Here is a 21614-nt window from a genome sequence, read left to right on the forward strand (position 1 = left end):
TCAAGCCACAGGCGCGGCCCCGTGATCAACGCGCTACGCATACAGGCATTGGACGACTACCGGGCGGCGACGGATGAACTTGGTCCCGACTAGAACGCTCAGTCGACGAGCCAGATGATCACGAATCCGTAATCTCGATCGACGCCATCACACTGCCCATGTTATTGAAGTAAAACAGCCAAGCATCGTTCGCGTAGAGATAGAGGCGTCCGTCCCGGCCAGCGATAAACTCGCCCTGGCTTCCGATCCTGAAGCAGGGGCGCTTCATATGTCCAACCACGGCGATCAAGGCGAACCAGGGGGATCTCGGATCACGCCGCGTCCATTTCACCGGCTCGAGCCAAGGGCGCTCGAAGCCGTCGGGCGTGCACCTAATGGTTGAATCAATCCACTCTCCGGTCGCGCTCACTGACACGCGTTGCCCGCGCGTTACGTCCAGAAGCGTGTCGTTCCAACGTTGACGCGCCAAAACTTGAACGTCATGCTTCATCATCAAATCCACAAGATTTCAGTGCTGCTTATACTCTATTCGTCTTCTGGGGGAGAGACGTCATGAGGCGCAAACTACGTATTTTGTCCATTCTGGCTTTTTCTTTCGTTTGCGCTGCCTGCCAAATCAAACCCGTGCAATATGCGGGAACGCCGGCACCGCAACCGCGATGCAGCGAGATCAGGACACGTATCGCGATCGATCCGCCGGTAAAGGCGCTCGGCGGGGAAGCGGAGCTGATCGAGAGCCGCGATCCATTGTCCCGCGCGATCCTCGAAAGCTACCGGCGCGCGGCATCATCTCCGCTGATGCGCAAGCAGGACGAGACGGATCGCGGACCGGTATCGGACTCGATGCTGTTTCTCTCCGGCGGCAGCCAGAATGGCGCCTTTGGCGCGGGCTTTCTCGATCAATGGGCGGAACTTCGCACCCAGGCCGACAAGCCCGGCAACCTGCCGCGTTTCCGGGTCATCACCGGCATCAGCACCGGCGCCCTCCAGTCGACCTTCGCCTTTCTCGGCGACACCGATGAAATCGTCGGGCAATACACCATCACCAAGGAAAGCGAGCTGCTTCACCCCTTTGCGAAGAGTGGCCTCAAGGGCGGCTCGACGATTCAGAAGGCGGGCGCTGCCCTTGCGGTGATACGCCGCGGGGCCATCGCCGAGCTCGAACCCCTCCGCGAGACGCTTCGCAATCTCATCAATCCCAAACGGCTGGAAGCTGTTGCGCGCGAAGCCGCGGCCGGGCGCTTCCTGCTGGTCGGCGCGGTCGAGATGGATACGGGCGATGCATATGTCTTCGATCTCACAAAGGCCGCGACGAGTTTCGTCGCCGGCGATGCCACGATGCGCGATTGCTACATCGAAGCGCTGATGGCCTCCTCGTCCGTGCCGTTGGCGGCGCTCCCGGTGTTCATCGACGGCAAGATGTACATCGATGGCGGTGCGCGTTTCGGCGTTCTGTCGGACTATAGTGGCGCGCTGCTCGAGGCTGCGGCGCTCATCCCGGCGCAGACAAAGAAGAATCTGTTCATCATCGTCAACGGCACGCTGGAGGCCGGAACCGTCTGCCACTTGCGCGATTGCGAAGGGGCACCTCTTCCCGAGACGCCCGCCGGGACCGTTCCGCAGCACGCGAAATGGAGCTTCGATGGATTGGCATTCCGCTCGATGTCGATCCTGATCAACCAGTCCTATCGCGCATCGGTCTATTGGGCGACCGATCAGGCCAAGGAACGCGGCTTTGCCCCGCACTTCGTGCGGATCGACAGCGAATCGCTGAATGCGCATCAGGCCGTGGTCGGGATCGGACCCGAAGCGGATACGCGGCAAAGCTGCGCTTACTGGCGCAAGCTCGACAAGCAATTGGACGCGCCGCTCGAGTTCCACCCACGCTTCATGCGCTGTCAAATCGACTATGGCCGCAACCGGCGGGAAATCGCCGATTGGGCGGAGCTGGAGTGAACCCGTCTCCGGCGGGATAGCACCGGACATTCCAGGCAAGCCGGGGGGCGGCAGCATGAAATCGACAGGGGTGTCAGCGCGGATTGGACGTCGCGAGCTGTTGAGCACAGGAGCGGCGCTTCTGGCGGGTGGATGCGTCCATTGCCGCTTCCCTCCGCCCGCAGGCGTCGAACTTGCCGCGATCAGCGACGCGCACGCGCATTTCTTCAATGCCGCCGACCTTCCAGTGGCCGGCTTCACCAAATTCGTCCTCATTCCCCGCTATTTCCCCTCGCTGCCGGACTTCGCGCTGGCGCTCGTCGACATCATTGCCTTCGTCGCCAAGACGCTGAGCTTGTCGGCGAGCGAGGAACTGCGTCAGCTCTCGCGTGCCGGCTCGATCGGCGGACAGGCGCCGTCCCAGGCCGATTTCGCGAAACGCGCGGCGCAGGCGCATCGCATCGGCCTTGGCGACGTTGCGCCCGTCGCCGATCGCCTCAGCGCATTTACCGTGCGGGACGGCCCGGGCCGTCGCGCCAGCCATCAGGCGCTCGCCCGGCTGTTCGGGGCCGAAGAGAGCAGCCTGGAGACCCGACGAGCCGCCCATCTCGAAGAGCGGGATTTCTTGGCGATCATCGCGCGGGACAGCGACGCCAGACCAAGCGCGACGCCCACCGCGCCGAACCGCCCCCGGCCACAACCCGCCGCCGAGCCGGAGGATGGGCTCCAATGCCCCGCAGGCCGCGATGAAGCTCCTCCCGCCTCGCAGGCACAGCAGCAGGAATCCGTGCGCACGCTGCTGCGCTGGGCATGGCTCATGTGCCAGCCGCGCTGCGCGCATGTCGAAACCTACCTCAAGACCATTGCCAAACCCGAGGCTCAAGTCCGCGACGCGATCAACCTGCTGGTCGATTTCGACCGCTGGCTCGATGATCGGCCCGCTCGCGGATCGGGCATGCGGGAGCAGGTCGAATATTGGACGCGCTACGGAGACGTCTCGGCGAACCTACCGGGACGCATTCGGCTGCACAGCTTTGCGGGCTTCGACCCGTTGCGCGATGCGGAAGAACGAGTGCTCGAAGGAAGGGAAGCCGGGCAAACCTCGCTCGCCGCGATGAAGCGCTGGGTGCTCGCCGGGCGCGATCCGAGCTCGGTCGAGCGCCATCGCATCACGGGCTTCAAGCTCTACCCGCCAATGGGATTCCGGCCCGACAGCAATGCCGGGCTCGAGATCGGCGAGGCGCGCGGCGGTATCGCGATCCATGCGCGCTGGCGCGATGCAGGCGTCGGGCGCGTCGGGGCAGAGATCGACCGCTCGCTCGAGGATTTCTTCGAATTTTGCGTGCGCGAGAACGTCCCCGTGTTCACGCACGCGCGCGAAAGCAACATTGCGCTGCCGGGGCAGGAGTTGGCGCCCTCCCCGGCTTACTGGCTGACCCGGATCGAGGAGATCGTCCGGCGCTATCCCGGCATGCCGCCGCTGCGGCTTTGCATTGGCCATTTCGACATGTTCAGTTGCCATAAGGGCCCGTCGACCGATCATGACGTTCTGCGGCGGGCGCTTGCGCTCAATCGTCCCGACACTGCCGGCAGGCGCAAGGCGCGCATCTATTTCGATTTCAGTTTCGACGTGCGCATTCTCCAGGGCGACGGCCGCACGTTGCTCGAGGAACTCGCCGGGATCTGCAAGAGCGCCGGCGACGATGGCGACGCGATCATGTTCGGGTCCGACTGGATCATGCTCGCCAACCAGTCGAACGCTGCCGACTTCCTCGCCGCGGCCCATGCGGCGGCGATGCAGGTCGATTTCTGGCGCGAGCGTGCCGACAAGCTTTTTCGGGCAAACCTCATCTCCTATCTGACACCCGCCCCAGGTCCCGGCCGCAGGGTTTAATCTGCTGGCGGTACCTTATGCCCAGTCCAGACGGTTTCATGCTTTGTCGGTTTGCTGACTATAGGCCGCTTTTGGTCCTCGGCGTGGTCAATCTAAGCGGCCGCTATGAAGGCGCAAAGCTGCCATGCCTGCCACGCTTCACTTCCTGAGCATCTCCGACAATTGTTGCGGAGAAGCCATCACGCCGGCCTCGGTCAGGTAGCCAGACACCAAGGCGGCAGGCGTGATGTCGAACGCGGGATTACGTGCTGGAGACCCGACGGTAGCGACGCGGCGCATGATGCCCTCTTCGTCGGGCCCTTTCAGGAAACGCACTTCTTCTTCGGAGCGCTCTTCGATCGGAACGCTGGCTCCGTCGGCTGTGTCGGGGTCAAAGGTGCTTGACGGAAGCGCGACATAAAAAGGCACGCCATGCGCCGCCGCGGCCAGTGCCTTCAGGTAAGTCCCGATCTTGTTGCAGACGTCGCCATTGGCGGTGACGCGATCGGTCCCGACGATCACCATGTCGACCTCGCCGCGCTGCATCAGCAGCCCGCCGGCATTGTCGGTGACGAAGCTGTGCGGAACGCCGTGGCTGGCAAGCTCGAAGGCGGTCAGTGCGCCCTGGTTGCGCGGCCGCGTCTCGTCCACCCATACGTGGAGCGGGATTCCCCTGTCGTGCGCGAGATAGAGCGGCGCGGTCGCGGTGCCCCAGTCGACCGTGGCCAGCCATCCCGGATTGCAGTGAGTCATGACGTTGACCGCGCCGCCCTTCCTTCGCGCCATCTCCTCGATCAGCGGCAGCGCGGCCTCGCCGATCGCCCGGTTCACGGCGACATCCTCGTCACAGATCGCGGCGGCGCAGGCATAGGCGGCGGTGGCGCGCTCGGCAGGAGCAAGCGGGAGCACGGCCGCGCGGACCCGGTCGAGCGCCCAACGCAGGTTCACGGCCGTCGGACGGGTTCGCAGCAGCGTGGCGAAGGCGGTCTCCAGCCCCGCATCGGACGGATCCTCGCGCAGCGCGAGCGCGAGGCCGTACGCGGCCACCGCGCCGATCAGCGGCGCCCCGCGCGTCGCCATGTCGGCGATCGCTTCGGCGGCGTCCTCCATCCGGATCAGCCGCATCCGCCGGACCTCCCACGGAAGATGCCGCTGGTCGAAGATGCCGACGCTCCATCCGTCCGGCTCGAGCCAGATCGAACGCGTTGCGTGACCCTCGATCTTCATGCGTCAATTTCCTGCGGCAAGATGGTGTCGAAGCTCGACGCGACGGGATAGCGGTCCGCGGCCGCGGCGCCGTCGCGCGCGAGCAGCGTGACCGACAAGCCTGCCTCATCGGCGGCGTCGAGTTCCTCGATCACATCGGACAGGAACAGGATCGCGCGCGGTTCCACGCCGATCGCGCGGGCGATGGCCACGTAGGAGTCAGCCTCGCGCTTGGCGCCGATGGCGGTATCGAAATAGCCGGCGAAGAGCGGCGTCAGGTCGCCCGCATCGCTATGGCCGAACAGCAGCTTCTGCGCGGCGACCGATCCCGACGAATAGACGTAGAGCGGGACCCCGCGCGCATGCCAGCGCCGCAGTCCGGCAACGGCGTCGGGATAGACATGGCCGGTGAAGGCGCCCGCCGCATAGCCATCCGCCCAGATCATGCCCTGCAGCGTCTTGAGCGGGCCGATCTTGCAGTCGGCGTCATGCCAAGCGTGGAGTTGCGCGATACAGCCCTCAAGGTCGAGATGCGGCAGGGCCGCCTCCGCGCGGACCTGCTCCAGCACCGGCGCGACGGCCTCAGGGTTCTCCCGCACGAACTCGGCGAGCCGCGCGCGCGAATAGGGAAACAGCACCTCAGCGACGAACGCGATGCTGGAGGTCGTCCCCTCGATATCGGTGACGATCGCGCGCGGACTCATGCAGCGCCTGCGTAGCGCGGGATCGACTCCGCGATGGGATCGCCGGTGAAGCGCGCGACCCAGCCGTCCGGCGTGGTGAACAGCCGGATCGCGGTGAAGCTTGGCCGCTCCCCGGTATCGAACCAATGCCGCGTGCCGGCCGGGAGGACGATCAGGTCGCCGGCGGTGCATTCGAGGGCATGCACCGCCGCGCCGCTGCGGATGTAGAACAGGCCGGCCCCCTCGACGAAGAAACGAACCTCGTCGTCGTCATGGACATGCTCGGACAGGAACTTGGCGCGGAACTCGACGCGTTGGGGATGATCGGGCGTCAGCCGCACCACATCGCACGAACGGTACCCGCCCCGCGCCTTGAGCCGGTCGATCTCGTCGGCGAACAGCGCGAGGATCGCGGCGTCGCTCCGATCGTCGCCCAGCGCGGCGGCGGGCCAGCGTTCGAGATGCACGCCGGTCGGCGCGAGCGCCGCCACGATCGACGCATGATCCTCGATCGCCTCCTCCGCCTCGAACGGCGCCGTGTCGCGATACCGCGTCAGTCTGGTCACTGCCTCACTCCTTCGCCCTTCGCCGCTTCCCACTCGCAGGCCAGCAGATACTCGCTGCCCTCGGCGACCGCCTCGGCAGCCGCCATCGTCGCGCCCCAGGCGTAGAGACCGTGCCCGCGGATGTAGAAGGCCGGCAGGATCGGCGACTGCGCGGTGAGCAGCGGGCGAAGCTCGTCCGACAGGGCCATCATGTCCTGGCTGTTCTCCACCAGCGGCATGGCCACGGAGGTCGCATGTGTATCGACGCCCGGATAGATTTTGAGCAGTTCGTAGCCGGAGAGCACGATCGCACGCGCCTCCGCCAGCCTGCGGCTCAACACCACGCCGGGAATCGAATGCGTATGCAGGATCGCGCCCGCGCCCGGATCCACAGCATAGATCAGACAGTGCAGCAGCGTTTCCGCCGACGGCTTCTTGCCGTCGAGCGGGGAACCCTCGGCGGAGACGCGCATGATCTGGTCGAGCTCGAGACGCCCCTTGTGCGCGCCGGAGACGGTGATCGCCAGCGTGCCGTCTGCGAGCCGCATCGAATAATTGCCCGCGGTGGCAGGCGCGAGGCCGCACTGATCCAGCCGGTTGCCTGCGGTGACGATCGCTTCGGCGGCTTCGGCGAAACTGGTCACGCGATCCTTCCTCGAAAATCACTCAGCCGTTCGATGGCGGTATCCAGCACGCCGCTCTCCTTGGCAAAGCAGAAGCGCAGATAATTTTTCTGCGCCCGCTCGGCATAGAAGGCCGATACGGGAATGGCGGCCACGCCCGCTTCATCGATCATCCGCTCGGCAATGACGACGTCGTCGGGAGGCAGGCCCGACGCCGCGAGATCGACCGTGACGAACCATGTGCCGCGCGCGGGCAGGACCCGATAACCCGCCGCGCCCAACCCGGCCGTCAGGTGATCGCGTGCCGCCGAGAATCGCGCGCGATGGGCGTCATGCCAGGTCTCGGAAAGCGCCAGGCCGTCCGCCACCGCCCATTGCAGCGAAGGGGCGGTGGTGAAGGTCAGGAACTGGTGGCGCGCGGCAATCGCATTGGCGAGCGCGGGCGCGGCAACCGCCCACCCCACCTTCCAACCCGTGAGCGCGAAGATCTTGCCCGCCGATCCGATCTTCACCGTGCGGTTGCGCAAGCTGGCGACGTGCAGCGGCGAAACATGCGGTGCGCCGTCGAGAAGCGTGGCTTCCCAGACTTCGTCGCACAGGAGCAAGAGGTCGTGGCGCTCGCATAGCGCACCGATTGCTTCGAGCGTGCCGGAGTCGAGCGCGGTGCCGGTCGGATTGTGCGGGGTGTTGAGCACGATCAGCCGGGTGCGCGGCGAAATGGCTGCTTCCAGCGCATCGATCGGCAGCGTCCAGCCCGGCGGCTGCAGGTCGACCAGCCGTGCAGTCGCGCCTGCCAGCTCGACCATCGGCAGGTAGGAATCGTAGAGCGGCTGGACCAGGATGACTTCGTCGCCAGGTTCGAGGAGCGCGAGGAAGGCGGCCGCCAACGCCTCGGTCCCGCCCGAGGTCACCACGATCTCGTCGTCCGCGATGGCGAGGCCCTGCGTCCGGCGGTAATAGGCCGCGATCGCTTCGCGCAACGCAGGCAGCCCCCGCATGGCCGGATATTGATTGGACCGGCCCCGCACGGCACTCGCCGCAGCCTCCAGCAGCTCGGCCGGTTCGGGAAAGTCGGGAAAGCCCTGGCCCAGATTGATCGCGCCGCGCGCTTGCGCGCGCCGCGATGTGCTCTCGAAAATCGTGGTTACGGGCGAGCTGGCGGGGCCTCGGATCACGGCGTCGCTCTTTGAGCTGTTACATGACGATTTGATGACACTAGCAAACGTTATGCCCGCACACCTACTTCGCCCGTTCTTGCGCCTCCACGACCGATGCGCGGATCTGGAACAGATTATCGTCGACTTCGTCCATCTGGACCGGACCGAGCATCTCGTAGCCGTCCGCCTCGACCAATTTGGCGAGGCCGCCGACCAGCATCTCTTGCCGCTTCTTGAGAAATTCATCCCCGGTCGGCGGCGGTATCGTTGCCGTGATCGCACATCCGCGGGCATCGCACCCGAAGTCGACGTCGAGGAGCAGAGGATAGGCCTGGCGGACATGCGCGACCAGCTTGGCCGGTAGCACCGGGACAGTTGTCGTCCGCGCTTGTGCGCCTGCGGGAGATGGGGGAGGAATGCCCGGTACGGCCGGCGCGTTCACAGCCACCACGCCCTCAGTCGCGGGTTTTTCGCCACTCTCGGCGCCCCACTGGAAGAACCAGAATGCTGCCGCGGCGATGGCGACGGCAAGAACCACGCCGCCGATGGTCGATATCCGCTTCGGTATCTCTCGATCCTCTCGCATGTGCGCCTCGATAGCTTAAGCGTCCGCCCACCGGGGTGCCCCACGCCGCCGGATTGCGGCGGCGCGGGGCGGGGGCCGATCAGCAGATGGTCGAGCCGGCCGGGCAGCCGGGCGAGTTCGGACCCGAATCGACGGTGGGGTTGAAGCCCGGCGTGATGCTGCTGTTCACCGTTGCTTGCAGCACGCCCGTGAAACGGGAATCCTTGTTGTCGAAGTTCGCGCCGCTGAAATTATAGTTCGACACGGCGTCACGGACGCTGACCGACGGATAGCCGTTCCAGCTGATCAGCGGCTGGATCAGCCACTGGCCGGTGCCGTTTTCGGGCGGCTCGTCGCCATTGTCGGTCTTCGAGAAGCGCCAGAGATGCGAGAAGCCCCAGGTCTCGTAGTGATAGACCATCTTGACGTGCTGGCCGCTCGCATCGTTGAGGAAGCGCAACTGGCCGCCGCTCGTCGCCCGGGTCTCCCAACCACCGTGATTGCCGCGGGTGACGCCCACCACGGTGCTGTTGGTGCCCTGGTCGGTGGTCCAGACGATGACCGATTCCCAATCATAGGCGTGCGAGAAGTCCGACTGCCAGAAATAGCTGTAGACGCGCGCGCAATAGCCGTTGTTGCAGCGGGCACGCACATAGACGTTGCTGGTCGTGCGGTAGTTCGGGTTGCGGCACGAGGCCGGCGGGCGGGTGGCGTAGGTCGACGCGCCCGGGCTGATCGCGCCCGCCGCGTTGACCGCCGGCACGTTGAAACAAACGTCGGTGTCGAAATCGATCGCCGGCTGGAACCTTTTGTCGAGCGCAGTCGCCAGTTCCGGCAGCGGCGCCACCGGGGCCGGCCAGCCCTGCGCATGCGCCGGCTGAACCAGCATGAGCGCGCCGAAAGCAGCGATGGCGAGCGTGTAAACGGGGGATATGCTGAACCTGAATTGATCCTTCATAAGGCCTCCTGTTGTAAGCCGGGCACTCGAGCTGTTGGGCTGCGAGCGTCGGCAACGGGGAGCGGTCGCGGTTTCGAACACCCCCAAATGGAAGACGGACGGCGGCGGCGATCAGGACAGAGTTTTTTCGCTACGTGCCGTATCCGCCGGCGCGTCGCTGGACCCGACAACGGGTTCCAGTGACGCGCCGGCTCTACGTCCTGTGCGGGGTCAGAACTCGGCGCTGATGCCGAGGGTGAAGGTCCGGCCGCTGGTGGTGTAGACCTCGGTCCGATAGGCATCGACGCTGGCGAACTGGCGGATCGGCTCGTTCGTCAGGTTGATGCCCTCGGCGATCAGCCGGACGCCCGGGCGGATGTTGAAATGGGCCTGGAAGTCGACATTGTTCGTCGCCCGGATGCCGCCGCCCGAATTGGCGAGCGCGTTGCCGGCGCCCGTCAGATACTGGCTGCGATAGGCGTTCGAGACGCGCACGCCCCACACCGGATTCTCGTAATAGAGCGTCGCGTTGAACGCCCATTTCGAGAGGTTGTCGAGCGGCAGCACGCGCGAGCTCGTCACACCATTGGTGGTGTAGAAGGCCGTGCGCTGGCCGTCGAACCAGGTGCCGTTGGCGACGATGCCGAGATTCTTGAGCGCGCCCGGCAGGAAGGTGAAGTCGTGCTGGAACGCGACCTCGATCCCCTTGATGTCCGCGCCTGGGCCGTTGATCGGCTGGGTCACGTCATAGGGCGTGCTGGCATCCTGGCCCTGGATCAGCAGCGACAGCGGCAGACCGGTCTCGCCATAGGGGATCTGCTTCGACGAGGAGGTAATGAAGCTGTCCATGCTCTTGTAGAAGAAGCCGATCGAGGCGAAGCCGTGGCGGTCCATATACCATTCCACAGAGCCTTCGACCGACGTGGCCTTGTACGGCTTGAGGAAGGGGTTGCCGAGGCTGAGCGAGCCGCCGTTCGGGCGCGTGGTGATCGAGCCGGCCGCCGCGAGGTCGCCCAGGCCCGGACGGTTGACGTTGCGGCTGGCGCTGAGGCGCACCACCACGTCCTTGGTCACATCGAGCGCGAGATTGGCCGCGGGCAGCCAGCCATTGCTATTGGTGCTGATCGCGACCGGCTGGAAACCGGAGGCGGTCGCCAGGTGACCCGACGAGGTGAGGTCGGTCGAATAATAGCGCAGGCCGGCATTGGCGCGCAGCCGCATGCCGCCGACCTGCGTGTCGAGATCGAGCTGCGCGAAGCCGGCCCAGGTCGCTTCTTCGACGCGATAGTCGCTGCCGGCCTGAAGATTGGCGGCGGTCAGGTCGCGCTTGTCGCCGATAAGGGCATAGGACCCGTCGACATCGCCGACGATGTACTGGAGCAGCGTGTCGACCGCGACGAGCTGCTTGAGATCGTTGGGGATCGTCGTCAGCGTCGGCGTGTTGTGGAACACCTTGTTCGCCCAGATGTATCCGCTGTTGACGAAGTGTTTGTACGCGCCGCCGGCCCTCAGCGTGAGCGCGTCATTGAGCTCATAGGCGGCGTCCAGCTTGCCATTGGCGTAGGTGCTGGTGACCTCGTTCTCCTGCACGTCGAGGCGCTGGAGCTGCCAGTTGTTGGGATCGGTCAGATCCTTGCCATAGGTGTTGACCGGGATCGTCGGTCGCGTGTCGTAGCTGAAGGCCATGTTCCTGGCCTCCATGAACACCTTGTCGAACACCGGCTGGGCGAAGTCCGACTGCTCATAGCCGCCCAGCGCGCGGATCGTCAGGCGATCGGTGAGCTTCCATTCGAGGTTCGCCACCGCCTGATAGAAATCGGTGTGGTTCTCGACGATATGGTGCTCGGAGCGCTGGTCGATGCCGGTGAAGCTCGCCGCGCGCAGGGTGTTGGTGTCGTCGATCACCGCGCTCTGGATGATCTGCGTGCCGCCGATCGAGGTGCCGGTCAGCGGGTTGGCACCGGCGCTGGCGATCGCATAGTCGTTGCGATAGTCCCAGAGCCGGCCATAGAGCAGGTCGACGTCGAGCTTGAAATTGTCGCCCGGGTGGTATTGCAGCGCGGAAGTGATGCCGAGCCGCTTGCGGTCGGTGTACCAGCTCGAGGGCGACTGGGCGGTGGGCTGCCACACGCCGTTCAGCAGCTTGGTGCGGGTGTCGGCATCGATGTTCGGGCCGATGTTCGCCGCGGCATATCTGGTGAGGCCCCAGCCCCAGTTGCGATAGCCATATTCGTTGCTGCGGATCTGGCTGTAGGCGACCGAGACCAGCGCGCCCAAATCGCCCCAGCGGCCCGAGGCGAGAGCGACCACGCGCGGCGTGACACCGGTCGTGTTGGTGTTGGTCTGGCCCTTGGCCGAGACCACGAACTTCGAGCCGGCATAGTCGAACGGCTTGGCGGTATAGAGCTGCACGGTGCCGGCGATGCCGCCCTCGTCCTGCTCGGCCGCATAGGATTTCTGCACCGACACGCGGTTGAACAGCTCGGAGGCGAACAGGCTGTAGTCGAACGAGCGCGAACGGCTCACGCCGCCGCGATTGTCCATACCCGAGGCGGTGTTGCCCAGCACTTCCATGCCGTTGAGCTGGGTGCGGGTGAAATCGGCGCCCAGGCCGCGCAGCGCGATCTGGCGGCCTTCGCCGCTGTCGCGGGTGATGGTGATGCCGGGAACACGCTGCAGCGATTCCGCGAGGTTCAGGTCGGGAAAGGCGGCGATATCGGTGGCGACGATGTTATCCTGCGCGCCCACCGCGGCCCGCTTGAGCTCCTGGGCCTCGGTGAGGCTCTGGCGGTAGCCATTGACGACGATTTCGCTCACCGGCTCTTCCACCGGCGCAGCGGCGGTGGCGTCGGGCACCTCCTGAGCCGCCGCGACCGCACGCGGCGCAGCAACGGCGGCTGCGCGCGGAGCCGGCGGCCTGGTCGCGGGCTTGAGCACCACCACACTGCCGCGCATCGAGGCGACCAGGCCGGTGCCGCGGAGCAGCTGGTCGAGCGCCGCCCGCGTGGTCAGCGCGCCGCGGACGCCGCCGGTGCGGCGGCCGGAGACGGCCGACGGCGCGACCACCACCTGCAGGCCGGTGACGCGCGAGAACTCCGTCAGCGCCGGGCGCAGATCCGACGCGGCGATGTCGAACCGCATCTCGCGCCTGGCCGCGGCTTCACCCGATGGCTGCGCCTGCGCAATGGCCGGCATCGCCAGCGCGACGGTCAGCGAGAACAACGATACCCCCTTGATATGCTTCATGACTTCCTCCGCTCCGGCGCAAATGCGCCTCTGAGCGGAAGACGAGGGCTTGGTTCCATCTGGACAAAAGAATTTTGTTGCAGTGCAGCGTCAATTGGATGACATTTTTGCGTCGCCGTCCGCGGTGGGGACAAGGCGGAGCCGATCGCGCTCGCGAACGACCCGGAAGCGGTGAATTTCGCCCATCGCGCCAAGCAGCTCCTCCGCATCGTCGAGCTTGACGCGGCCGGCCAGCGGGACGCGGGCAAGGCTCGCCGGCGGCGGTGCGATCACCGGGCCGCTGCGCCGGTTGAGCGCCTCGATGAGCTCGCCAAGCACCATGTCGTCGGTATCGACCCACGCCTGGCGCCAATCCTGCTGCGCCGTATCGAAACGCGTCGGCGTCATCGCGGCGCCGCCGGCGAAGCTCGACCGCCAGCCGGCCGGCACCACGACCCCGCCCTCCCCACTGCCGGTGCCGCCGAACTGCACCTTGCCGCGATAGACGGCGAGCTTCACTGCCCGCTGGCTGAGATCGATCGAGAAGGCCGTGCCGAGCACGCGCGTGCTCGACGCGCCGGCGCGCACGACGAACGGGCGCTCCGCCTCGTGCGCGATGTCGAAATAGGCCTCGCCGCGCCGCAGCTCGACCAGGCGCGACTTGCCGTCGATGGTGACGTCGAGGCTGGTCGCGCCATCGAGCTCGACTCTGGATCCGTCTGCGAGCTGCACGCTGCGCTGTTCACCGCGCTCGGTCTCGATGTGCTGCACGACAGGCGCGGGGGACAGGAACGCCCCGCTCTGCCAGGCACCGACCCCCACCACGGCCACCAGCACCGCTGCCAGCCCGCTACCAAGCGCGCGGCGGCGCCCTTGGCGCATCGCGCGCACCTCTTCGTCGGAGAGGCGGCGCACCGACGCGACTTCGGAGAGCGCCTCGGCCAGCGCCGGATCGTCGAGCATCGCCTGGATATCTGCGGCGGCGGCCGGCGGACGCTCGGCGAGCACCGCCTCGTCCTCGCGCATCGCCCATTGGGCGGCCTTGCGGAGCGTGGCGCGGCGGCTCATGCGCCGCCTCCGATGGCGAGACCGCGGCGTTCCAGTGCGTAGCGCAGGTCGGCGAGCGCACGCGTGCAATGCTTGTCGACCGCCGCCAGGGTCATGCCGAGATCGGCCGCCACCACTGCACCCGGAACCCCGTCGAGCCTGCGCCGGAGGAATATCTCGCGGCGCAGCGGCGGCATGACATTGAGCGCACGCACCAGGATCTCGACGCGCTGGCGATAGTCCAGCACCTCGTCGACCCGCGGCAGCGGGCAGGCGATGTCCTCGGCCAGTTCGGCAGCGGGCGGCTGAGCGCGCAGGCGGCGGAAATGGTCATGCACCAGATTGCGCGCGACGGCGAAGCAGAAGGCGGCGGTGTCCGCGATGGGCCGCTTGCGGCGATAGTCGTAGAGCCGGACATAGGTTTCCTGGACGATGTCCTCGCCCTCGATCCCGTCGCGCAGCCGGCCGGTGACGAACCGGTGTAACGCCTGGCGCAGCGCCACGTCCTCCGCCTGCGCCTCGCGGCGGGTGAGGATCGGCGTAATCTGGTTCACGCGACGCGAGCCGTGGCCCGGGCGGTGCGCGGCGATCGCGATACTATCATGCCGCTCATTGCGCGCTCCCACACGAATCGCCAACGACCCGCATTCCGGCTAGGCCGGCTCCGTGAAGCGGAAATGACAGTCCGCGGATCGACGCTGGCGCCATCCCGGCGCCCTGCCTATCGCGTCGCCGAGTCGAGTACGGCGGAGGCGGTGGACGATGCGGTTCGGATAGCTCCGCTTGTCCGATTCCATCGAATGGGTTGGGCCGGCTTCACGCTGTTCGACGTGAGCCGCATGAACGCCATCGGGTGTCGTATAGTGGCGAGCGGGCATAACCGCCCACTGCCCTCGCTCTTGTCAATACGTCTCTCGAGAAATTCGCCTAAGTTTCCGGAACCACTGGATTGTAATAGGCATACCATTCGTTCCAACATTTCCCGATATGTCAGAACATAACCGATATCTCACTCGCTTTTCTTTACGTTACTTATATGAATCTTCAAAGAAATTTCAGGCAAGGTTTGCTTACCGGAATTGCAACCATAGTGGAGGGACTTGCTGCGATGAGTCGAGCCTTATGAGCGATAGTTTCATGTTTAGCTCCGTACCAATCTGCACTATGGTCAAGTTACGAGTCGCAGAACAACGTTTCCGTTCTGTACTAAAATAAGAAAAGCCGGTCGCCGTTGGCAAGAGGATTAACTTCGCATCAATAGTGATGCGAGGATGGGGCAATTTGTCCTTACTCCCGGCTTCCTCATTCCAGCGAATGCACGTTCGATTGTTCGGCATTGCAGGATGAGGTGAAGCGATGAGCTTTGTTCCTTCTTTTCCCGGCGTCTATATTCGCGAGGTTCCCAGCGGCTCGCGCAGCATCGCCGGCGCATCCACATCGATCGCCGCGTTCGTCGGCAGCTTTGCCCGCGGACCCGTGGACAGTCCGGTGCGTCTGTTCTCGCTGGCCGATTTCGAGACGCATTTCGGCGGCATCGCCGGCGACCACCCGGCGAGCTTCGCGGTCTCGCAATTCTTCGTCAATGGCGGCGGTACGGCCTATGCCGTGCGGGTCGCCAACGGGGCCGATGCGGCTTCGGTGACGATGCAGGACTGGGGCGGCGCGGGCCCGGTGCTGCGCGCCACCGCCGGGCGGATGATCGGCGACCGCGTGATCGCCAACCCGGGCGCCTGGGGCAATGCGCTGCGCATCGACATCGACTATCGCACCGCCGATCCCACGACTCAGTTCAACCTGATCGTCAGCGAGGTGCGGCTGCAGGACGGCGTCGCCCAGGCGGTGCGCACGGAGGTGTTCCGCAACCTGACGATGGCCGCCGGCCCAAACAACGCGATCGCGGTGGTCAATGCCGGCTCGGCGCTGATCACGCTCGATCGCGACGCGGGATGGGCGACCGACCGGCCCGGACCGACCGGCTTCTATTCGGACGACCTGGTCGCGACGCCGCCCAATCTCGCGCTGCTCACCGGGCAGGGCGAAATCGACATCGACTTCGGCACAGGTGCGGAAACTGTCGAGGTCGACTACGGCGCCGGCTCGCCCGCGACCCTCGCTGCCGCCGCCGCGACGCTGCAGGACGCGATCCGCGCGGCGCAGCCCGCCAACCGGCTGTTCGCCCAGGCGACCGTCACGGTCGAGGGCGATCGCCTGCGCGTCGCGCCCGGGCGCACCTCGCCCGACTATGCCCCCGGGACCATCGTCAGCATTGCCGATGCGACCGGCACCTTCGCGGCGACGTTGCTGCTCGATCCCGGCGTCCCCAATGTCGAGCAATATTTCCCGGCCGCCGCGCCGGTCGGACTGATCGACGCTGCGATCGTCGGCGACGACGGCAACGCGATCGACGCCCCGACCCTGTCCGGCAATCGCGGACTGCGCACCAGCTTCTATGCGCTCGACAATATCGACGCGTTCAACATGCTGGCCATTCCCCAGGCGGCCGAGCTCGGCGATACTGCGCTCCAGGCCGGCGTGATGGCCCCGGCGCTCGCCTATGTGATCGAGAAGCGAGCGATGCTGTTCGTCGACCCGCCGCCCGGCACCGATACGCTCGATGAGGCCGAGGCGTGGCTCGACGAGATCGCCGGCGCCGGCCTGCGCTCGCCCAACTCGGTGGCCTATTATCCGCGGCTGCGCGTGTCCGACCCGACCGATGGCGGCCGGCTGCGCGAGGTCGCGCCGTCCGGGACGATGGCCGGGGTGTGGGCGCGGACCGACGGCGAAAGCGGAGTGTGGAAGGCCCCCGCGGGAACCACCGCCTCGCTGCGCGGGGTGCCCGAGCTGACGCATGTGCTGAGCGATCCGCAGAATGGCGTGCTCAACCCCGTCGGGCTCAACGCGCTGCGCAGCTTCGACATCCCCGGCAACATCGCCTGGGGCGCGCGCACGCTGATGGGCGCGGACCTGCTGGCGTCGGACTGGAAGTACATCCCTGTCCGAAGGACCGCGCTGTTCATCGAGAGCTCGCTGTTCGATGGCCTGCAATGGGCGGTGTTCCAGCCCAATGCGGACCCGCTGTGGCTCGAGATCCGCGGCGCGGTGACCGCCTTCATGCAGCGATTGTTCCGCCAGGGCGCCTTCAAGGGCACCTCGCCGCGCGACGCCTATATCGTCCGCTGCGGTCCGGACACCACGACCCAGGCCGACATCAACGCCGGGATCGTCAACGTGTTCGTCGGGTTCGCGCCGCTCCAGCCGGCCGAATTCGTCGTGGTGAGCCTGCAGTTGCAGCTCCAGCAAGCAGCCTGAGGAGGGGTCGATGACGCAGCTCAACACTGCCGGGCAGCGGGTGATCCCCTATGCCGGCTACAAGTTCCGCATCAAGGAAGTCGGCGGCGACTATTTCTTCGCGGTCAACAAGGTCAGCGCGCTCAGCCGCACGGTCGAGGTGATGGAATATCGCGAGGGCGGCGACCCCTCGCTGACCCGCAAGTCCCCCGGCCAGGTCAAGTATGAGGCGATCACGCTCGAGCGCGGGGTGACTCACAACGCCCAGTTCGAGCAATGGGCCAACAAGGTGTGGAACTACGGCTCGGCGCTCGGCGGCGAGGTCTCGCTCGGCGACTTCCGCAAGGACCTGCTGCTTGAAATCTACAACGAGGCCGGGCAGCTCGTACTGGGCTACAACATCTATCGCGCCTGGGTGTCGGAATTCCGCGCCTTCCCCGAGCTCGACGCCTCGACCTCCTCGTTCGCGATCCAGACCATCAAGCTCGAGCATGAGGGCTGGGAGCGCGAATATTCGATCAACCAGCCCGCGGAGCCCGCCTTCACCGAGCCGGAGTAAGGGCGATGCATGAAGGAGGTCCCGATTTCCTCGCCCTCTGGGAGGAGGGCGCAGGCGAGCACCCGCTCGACCGGGCGCTCGGGCTGATCTCCGCGGTCGAGGGCATGCCGCGCGGCGAGGCGGCGGCGCTGCCGCTCGATCGGCGCGACCGCGCGCTCTACCGGATCGCCGCGCGGCTGTTCGGCAATCGCATCAGCCTGATCGCGACCTGCCCGGACTGCGCCGGCGAGACCGAGCTGAGCTTCTCCGCGACCGACGCGCTCGCGGTTCCTCTCCCCGCCGAGCGGATCGCGCTGGCCGACGGCAGCGCGTGCCGACTGCCGGATTCACGCGACCTGGCCGCTGCGTTGCGCGCGCCCGATCCCGAGGCCGCGCTGCTCGCGGCGGTGCTCGACACGACCGCGGACCCAGTCCGCGCCGCCGAAGCCGAGGCCGCCTTGGCCAGCGCTGGCGGGCTGGCCGACCTGACGTTGGCCCATCATTGCGACACCTGCGGCACCGATAGCGAGACGGCGTTCGACATCCTCGATTATCTCTGGCGGCGGATTTCCGCCGAAGCGCAGCGGCTGCTGCGCGACATCCATGTCATCGCCCGCGCTTATGGCTGGAGCAGCGAGGCGGTGCTGGCGCTCTCGCCAAGCCGTCGTGCGGCGCACATCGCGTTGATCGAAGGATGAGCGGCGCGCGTCCCTCTGCCGGCCTCGCCGCCCGGCTCCTCGATCGTGCCGATGGCGGAGTCAGCACGCTGCGCCCAAGCATCGCGCAGACCTTCGCCGCCGAACAGGCGCGCGGCGCGCCGGTGCTGGAGCGGACCGAGGAGGTCGCGGCACCTCCGCCGGTTTCACCGCAGCGCCGGGACGCGTCCGCCCCTGTTGTATCCGCTGCGCCGACTGCCTCACCGGCGCTGCAGCGCTTGATGCCGCCGCTTGCCCCTCTCGCCCCGCTGGTGGCCACGCAAGCGAGTGAGGCTGCGATCGAACCGAGCTCCTCCGCGCTGCCCGCGGCTGCCGCCCCCGCCGCCCCTCAGGATCCGATTGCGCAGGCCCACGCCGGAGCCGCATCAAGTCCCGTTCTGCTGCCTCCGCACGGCGTCCAGCGCGCGCAACCTCACCCGCGCCAGACCGACAGCCTCTCGGCCGCGGTGATGCAGCTGCTCGCGCCCGATTACGTGCCGCCGGCGGCAGCGCCCGGAACCACGTCACCGCCCGTGCGCGAGGACGTGCAGATGCGGAGCGACCGCCCCGCCGTGCCCGCGGTGTCCGCCCCCATGCCGGCGTCCGCGCGCGCTCCCGAGCCCGGTCTCACCATCCATATCGGCGAGATTGTCGTCGCGCCCGAGCCGCGCCCCGCCGCGCGCGAGCCTGCCCCGCGGCCCGTCTGGCAGCCGCCGCTGTCGCTCGCCGAATATCGCGCGACCCGCGCACGGGAACGCCGATGAGTACCGCGCTCGCCATCGCCGGGGTCACGCAATTGCTGCGCGACCTGCTCAACGACGGGTTGGTCGACAACGACGTCGCCGCCAACATCGGCACCAACGTCGTGGTTCACGCCCGCGCGCCCGATCTGCTCGATCCGGTCACCGACGAGAATTCGGTGCTCAACGTGTTCCTCTACAAGGTCGACCCGCAACCCAACTGGACCAACGAGATCCTCGCGACGCGCGGCCCCGACGGGCGCCGTGTCGCCAACACCCCGCTCGCGCTCGACCTCTACTATCTGGTCAGCGCCGCTTCGGGCGAGGATCTCCACGCCGATATCCTGCTCGGCCACGCGATGCAGATCCTCCACGAGCATCCCGGGTTCGACCGCGACGAGATCATCGCCGGGCTCAACCCCTCCCCGGTGATCGCCGGCGGACTACCCCCGGTGCTCCAGGCACTGGCGCAGACGGGGCTGGCGAACCAGATCGAGCAGTTGGCGATCGCGCCGATCTACCTCGGGCTCGAGGAGATGTCGAAGCTGTGGACCGCGTTCCAGACGTCGTACCGCAGCTCGATGGCGTATCGCGTCTCCTCGGTGATCATCGCGATCGAGGAGCCGACGGTGCAGCCGCTTCCTGTGCTGACGATCGGCCCCAACAACACCGGCCCCGATGTCGCGCCCTCGCTCACCGCGGGACCGCCCTTCCTGCGCGCGGTGACGCTGCCACAGGGCCAGCCGAGCGCGCGGATCGGCGACACGATCGTGCTGTGGGGCCAGGGGCTCGACGGCGCCGATCAGCTGATCCGGTTCGAGAGCCCGGCGCTCGATGACCCGATCGACCTGCCGCCCGATCCCGGCGGGGGCGCGCGGATGCGCAGCGTCACCATCCCCAATGCGCCCGCGGTGTGGGCGGCCGGGCAGTTCACCGTGCGCTTCCTCGCCGCCCCGGCGCCCGCCGAGCCGCAGCGCCTATCGAACAGCGTCGCGGTGCAGATCGCGCCGCGCCCGCAGCTCCCGCCGGTCAGCGTGACCCGGCCCGACGCCGACACTGTGCAGGTGACGCTCGGCATCCGCCCGCGCATCCGGCCCGGCCAGCAGGTCGAGCTGATCCTCGGCGGCACCGCCGCGCTCGCCCCGCCGCGCGACACCGCACAGACCCAGGCGGTGTTCGACTTTCCCGCGCTGCCGGCCGGCAACTACCCGCTGCGGCTGCGCGTCGACGGAGTCGAAAGCTGGCTGGTCCAGCGCGAGCTCCCCCCGATCGGCCCCGATTTCGCGCCGCGCCCCCCCGCCTTCGATCCTGCGCAAGCGCTCACGGTGCCGGTATGACGCGCCCGACTGACATCCGCGTCGACCGCCTGGTGCTCCCGGCCAGCGAGCGTCACCGCGCAGAGGCGTTCCGCACTGCGCTCGAGCAGGGCCTTGCCGCCCGGCTCGGCGGCGCCCCGCAGCCGGCGGGCGGCGATCACCCGCTCGCGGCGCGCACTGCGCAAGCCATCGCGCGGCGCATCCAGGGAGGCGGCGCATGAACCCGGTACAGCCGCATTTCCTCAAGGCGGGGATCGTCTGCTACGATCTCGCCGCGGGCCGCGCGGTGCGGACGCTTCCCATGCTGGTCAATCCGGCGACGCTGCGGCGCTCGTTCGAGATCAAGGAAAGCGCGGTCAGCTCGTACAGCACCGGACCGCTGCGGCTCACTGCGCCGGCGGTCGAATCGATCGACGTCGAGATCAAGCTCGATGCGGCCGACGCGATCCTGCGCAGCCTCGACGGCGCATCGCTGTCGGGCGCGGCCGGCGCGGCAGCAGCCGAAGGCGTGCGGCCGTGGATCGCGGCGCTCCAGATGCTCATCACGCCTACCGCCGACACGCTGCAGAGCAACGACGCGCTGCGCCAGTCGGGCGCGCTCGAGATCGTGCCGATGGAACAGCCGCTCACGCTGTTCGTGTGGGGGGCGGGCAACATCCTGCCGGTCAAGCTCGCCTCGCTGTCGTTCAACGAGGATCTGTTCGATCCGCGGCTGGTACCGGTCACCGCCACCGCCACCCTCGGGATGCGCGCGCTCAGCGTGGCCGATCTCGGCGTCACGACGCGCGGCGGCGCGCTGTTCATGGCCTATCTGCGCGGGGTCGAACGCCGTGCCGCGATGGTGCCCGACGGGTCCGCCGCCGAACTCGGCATCGCGGGGGCGCTATGAGCGAGATCGCTCGCCTGCTCGCCCCGCCGACCGCGGACAAGGCGCCCTTCCCGCCCGACAGCCGCTACCATGGGCTGCCGCTGCTGCGGATGGAGCTGCCCGACGGCCGCGAGGTCGCCTGTATCGGCCGGCGCTTCCTTCCGCCGCTCGACGCCTATGAGCGGATCGCGGTGCACGAGGTGCAGGGCGCCGACCGGCTCGACCTGCTCGCCGCACAATATTTCGCCGATCCCGAGCAGGGCTGGCGGCTGCCCGAGGCCAATGCGGTGCGCGATCCGCGGACCTTGCTGGACACGGCAGGGTCGCGCATCGCGATCGCCATCGCCTCGACCCTGACGGCGGGAGGCTGAGG

At 67.2% G+C, this 21614-nt stretch carries 20 protein-coding genes; 10 read left to right on the forward strand and 10 right to left on the reverse strand.

What is annotated here, in order from left to right; translation table 11 throughout:
- The first annotated feature begins 378 nt into the window (after positions 1–378).
- Together OK349_RS04375 and OK349_RS04380 are read left to right on the forward strand one after the other, a co-directional pair.
- Positions 379–1956: a patatin-like phospholipase family protein gene (locus OK349_RS04375; protein WP_265116599.1), complete on the forward strand. Its 1578-nt coding sequence runs from the start codon at positions 379–381 to the stop codon at positions 1954–1956.
- A complete protein-coding gene (locus OK349_RS04380) occupies positions 1910–3829 on the forward strand; it encodes an amidohydrolase family protein (protein WP_265116600.1) in 1920 nt (639 codons plus the stop codon). Before OK349_RS04375 ends, OK349_RS04380 begins: the two co-directional genes overlap by 47 nt.
- A gap of 138 nt (positions 3830–3967) precedes the next feature.
- Here the strand turns inward: OK349_RS04380 and mtnA are convergent, their stop codons facing one another.
- The 10 genes from mtnA to OK349_RS04430 form a co-directional block, all read right to left on the reverse strand.
- Positions 3968–5035, reverse strand: coding sequence for an S-methyl-5-thioribose-1-phosphate isomerase (gene mtnA, locus OK349_RS04385; protein WP_265116601.1), 1068 nt, complete (start codon positions 5033–5035; stop codon positions 3968–3970).
- Entirely contained in the window at positions 5032–5718 is a 687-nt protein-coding gene (gene mtnC, locus OK349_RS04390) for an acireductone synthase (RefSeq protein ID WP_265116602.1), read from the reverse strand. The genes mtnA and mtnC overlap by 4 nt, the downstream gene beginning before the upstream one ends.
- Positions 5715–6263, reverse strand: coding sequence for a 1,2-dihydroxy-3-keto-5-methylthiopentene dioxygenase (locus tag OK349_RS04395; protein WP_265116603.1), 549 nt, complete (start codon positions 6261–6263; stop codon positions 5715–5717). The genes mtnC and OK349_RS04395 overlap by 4 nt, the downstream gene beginning before the upstream one ends.
- Entirely contained in the window at positions 6260–6886 is a 627-nt protein-coding gene (gene mtnB, locus OK349_RS04400; protein WP_265116604.1) for a methylthioribulose 1-phosphate dehydratase, read from the reverse strand. Before mtnB ends, OK349_RS04395 begins: the two co-directional genes overlap by 4 nt.
- Positions 6883–8040: an aminotransferase gene (locus OK349_RS04405; protein ID WP_265116605.1), complete on the reverse strand. Its 1158-nt coding sequence runs from the start codon at positions 8038–8040 to the stop codon at positions 6883–6885. The genes mtnB and OK349_RS04405 overlap by 4 nt, the downstream gene beginning before the upstream one ends.
- 64 nt (positions 8041–8104) lie before the next feature.
- Positions 8105–8608 (reverse strand): hypothetical protein, encoded by a 504-nt coding sequence (locus tag OK349_RS04410; protein WP_265116606.1) that lies wholly within the window; start codon positions 8606–8608, stop codon positions 8105–8107.
- A gap of 79 nt (positions 8609–8687) precedes the next feature.
- Positions 8688–9545, reverse strand: coding sequence for an NPP1 family protein (locus OK349_RS04415; RefSeq protein WP_265116607.1), 858 nt, complete (start codon positions 9543–9545; stop codon positions 8688–8690).
- Between the two features lie 210 nt (positions 9546–9755).
- Positions 9756–12770, reverse strand: a complete 3015-nt coding sequence (locus OK349_RS04420; protein ID WP_265116608.1) for a TonB-dependent receptor — start codon at positions 12768–12770, stop codon at positions 9756–9758.
- Positions 12771–12860: 90 nt separating this feature from the next.
- Positions 12861–13817, reverse strand: a complete 957-nt coding sequence (locus OK349_RS04425) for a FecR family protein (RefSeq protein ID WP_265116609.1) — start codon at positions 13815–13817, stop codon at positions 12861–12863.
- A complete protein-coding gene (locus OK349_RS04430) occupies positions 13814–14350 on the reverse strand; it encodes an RNA polymerase sigma factor (protein ID WP_265116610.1) in 537 nt (178 codons plus the stop codon). Before OK349_RS04430 ends, OK349_RS04425 begins: the two co-directional genes overlap by 4 nt.
- Before the next feature lie 802 nt (positions 14351–15152).
- On the opposite strand from OK349_RS04430, the gene OK349_RS04435 reads away from it, so the two are divergent.
- The 8 genes from OK349_RS04435 to OK349_RS04470 are packed head-to-tail and all read left to right on the forward strand — an operon-like array spanning position 15153 to position 21612.
- Positions 15153–17105, forward strand: coding sequence for a phage tail sheath C-terminal domain-containing protein (locus tag OK349_RS04435; protein WP_265116611.1), 1953 nt, complete (start codon positions 15153–15155; stop codon positions 17103–17105).
- Between the two features lie 10 nt (positions 17106–17115).
- A complete protein-coding gene (locus OK349_RS04440; RefSeq protein ID WP_265116612.1) occupies positions 17116–17643 on the forward strand; it encodes a phage tail protein in 528 nt (175 codons plus the stop codon).
- A gap of 5 nt (positions 17644–17648) precedes the next feature.
- Complete coding sequence (locus OK349_RS04445; protein ID WP_265116613.1) at positions 17649–18320, forward strand: hypothetical protein; 672 nt, start codon at positions 17649–17651, stop codon at positions 18318–18320.
- On the forward strand, positions 18317–19081 hold the full coding sequence (locus tag OK349_RS04450) for a hypothetical protein (protein ID WP_265116614.1): 765 nt from the start codon (positions 18317–18319) through the stop codon (positions 19079–19081). The genes OK349_RS04445 and OK349_RS04450 overlap by 4 nt, the downstream gene beginning before the upstream one ends.
- A complete protein-coding gene (locus OK349_RS04455) occupies positions 19078–20394 on the forward strand; it encodes a Pvc16 family protein (RefSeq protein ID WP_265116615.1) in 1317 nt (438 codons plus the stop codon). Before OK349_RS04450 ends, OK349_RS04455 begins: the two co-directional genes overlap by 4 nt.
- The gene (locus tag OK349_RS04460; RefSeq protein ID WP_265116616.1) at positions 20391–20594 is read left to right on the forward strand and encodes a hypothetical protein; all 204 of its coding nucleotides are present in this window, start codon (positions 20391–20393) and stop codon (positions 20592–20594) included. Before OK349_RS04455 ends, OK349_RS04460 begins: the two co-directional genes overlap by 4 nt.
- Positions 20591–21262: a hypothetical protein gene (locus tag OK349_RS04465; RefSeq protein WP_265116617.1), complete on the forward strand. Its 672-nt coding sequence runs from the start codon at positions 20591–20593 to the stop codon at positions 21260–21262. The genes OK349_RS04460 and OK349_RS04465 overlap by 4 nt, the downstream gene beginning before the upstream one ends.
- On the forward strand, positions 21259–21612 hold the full coding sequence (locus OK349_RS04470; RefSeq protein WP_265116618.1) for a hypothetical protein: 354 nt from the start codon (positions 21259–21261) through the stop codon (positions 21610–21612). Before OK349_RS04465 ends, OK349_RS04470 begins: the two co-directional genes overlap by 4 nt.
- Positions 21613–21614: the final 2 nt, after the last annotated feature.

Origin of the sequence: Sphingomonas sp. BT-65 (assembly GCF_026107375.2) — a bacterium.
Classification (GTDB): Bacteria; Pseudomonadota; Alphaproteobacteria; order Sphingomonadales; family Sphingomonadaceae; genus Sphingomonas.

Bases quoted from the DNA above. Each gene is read 5' to 3' on its own strand.
- OK349_RS04425 (WP_265116609.1), bottom strand. From the start codon at position 13,817: ATGAGCCGCCGCGCCACGCTCCGCAAGGCCGCCCAATGGGCGATGCGC.
- OK349_RS04465 (WP_265116617.1), top strand. From the start codon at position 20,591: ATGAACCCGGTACAGCCGCATTTCCTCAAGGCGGGGATCGTCTGCTAC.
- OK349_RS04380 (WP_265116600.1), top strand. From the start codon at position 1,910: ATGGCCGCAACCGGCGGGAAATCGCCGATTGGGCGGAGCTGGAGTGAA.
- OK349_RS04415 (WP_265116607.1), bottom strand. From the start codon at position 9,545: ATGAAGGATCAATTCAGGTTCAGCATATCCCCCGTTTACACGCTCGCC.
- OK349_RS04470 (WP_265116618.1), top strand. From the start codon at position 21,259: ATGAGCGAGATCGCTCGCCTGCTCGCCCCGCCGACCGCGGACAAGGCG.
- OK349_RS04410 (WP_265116606.1), bottom strand. From the start codon at position 8,608: ATGCGAGAGGATCGAGAGATACCGAAGCGGATATCGACCATCGGCGGC.
- OK349_RS04455 (WP_265116615.1), top strand. From the start codon at position 19,078: ATGAGTACCGCGCTCGCCATCGCCGGGGTCACGCAATTGCTGCGCGAC.
- OK349_RS04420 (WP_265116608.1), bottom strand. From the start codon at position 12,770: ATGAAGCATATCAAGGGGGTATCGTTGTTCTCGCTGACCGTCGCGCTG.
- OK349_RS04450 (WP_265116614.1), top strand. From the start codon at position 18,317: ATGAGCGGCGCGCGTCCCTCTGCCGGCCTCGCCGCCCGGCTCCTCGAT.
- OK349_RS04435 (WP_265116611.1), top strand. From the start codon at position 15,153: ATGAGCTTTGTTCCTTCTTTTCCCGGCGTCTATATTCGCGAGGTTCCC.
- OK349_RS04460 (WP_265116616.1), top strand. From the start codon at position 20,391: ATGACGCGCCCGACTGACATCCGCGTCGACCGCCTGGTGCTCCCGGCC.
- mtnC (WP_265116602.1), bottom strand. From the start codon at position 5,718: ATGAGTCCGCGCGCGATCGTCACCGATATCGAGGGGACGACCTCCAGC.
- mtnA (WP_265116601.1), bottom strand. From the start codon at position 5,035: ATGAAGATCGAGGGTCACGCAACGCGTTCGATCTGGCTCGAGCCGGAC.
- OK349_RS04445 (WP_265116613.1), top strand. From the start codon at position 17,649: ATGCATGAAGGAGGTCCCGATTTCCTCGCCCTCTGGGAGGAGGGCGCA.
- OK349_RS04440 (WP_265116612.1), top strand. From the start codon at position 17,116: ATGACGCAGCTCAACACTGCCGGGCAGCGGGTGATCCCCTATGCCGGC.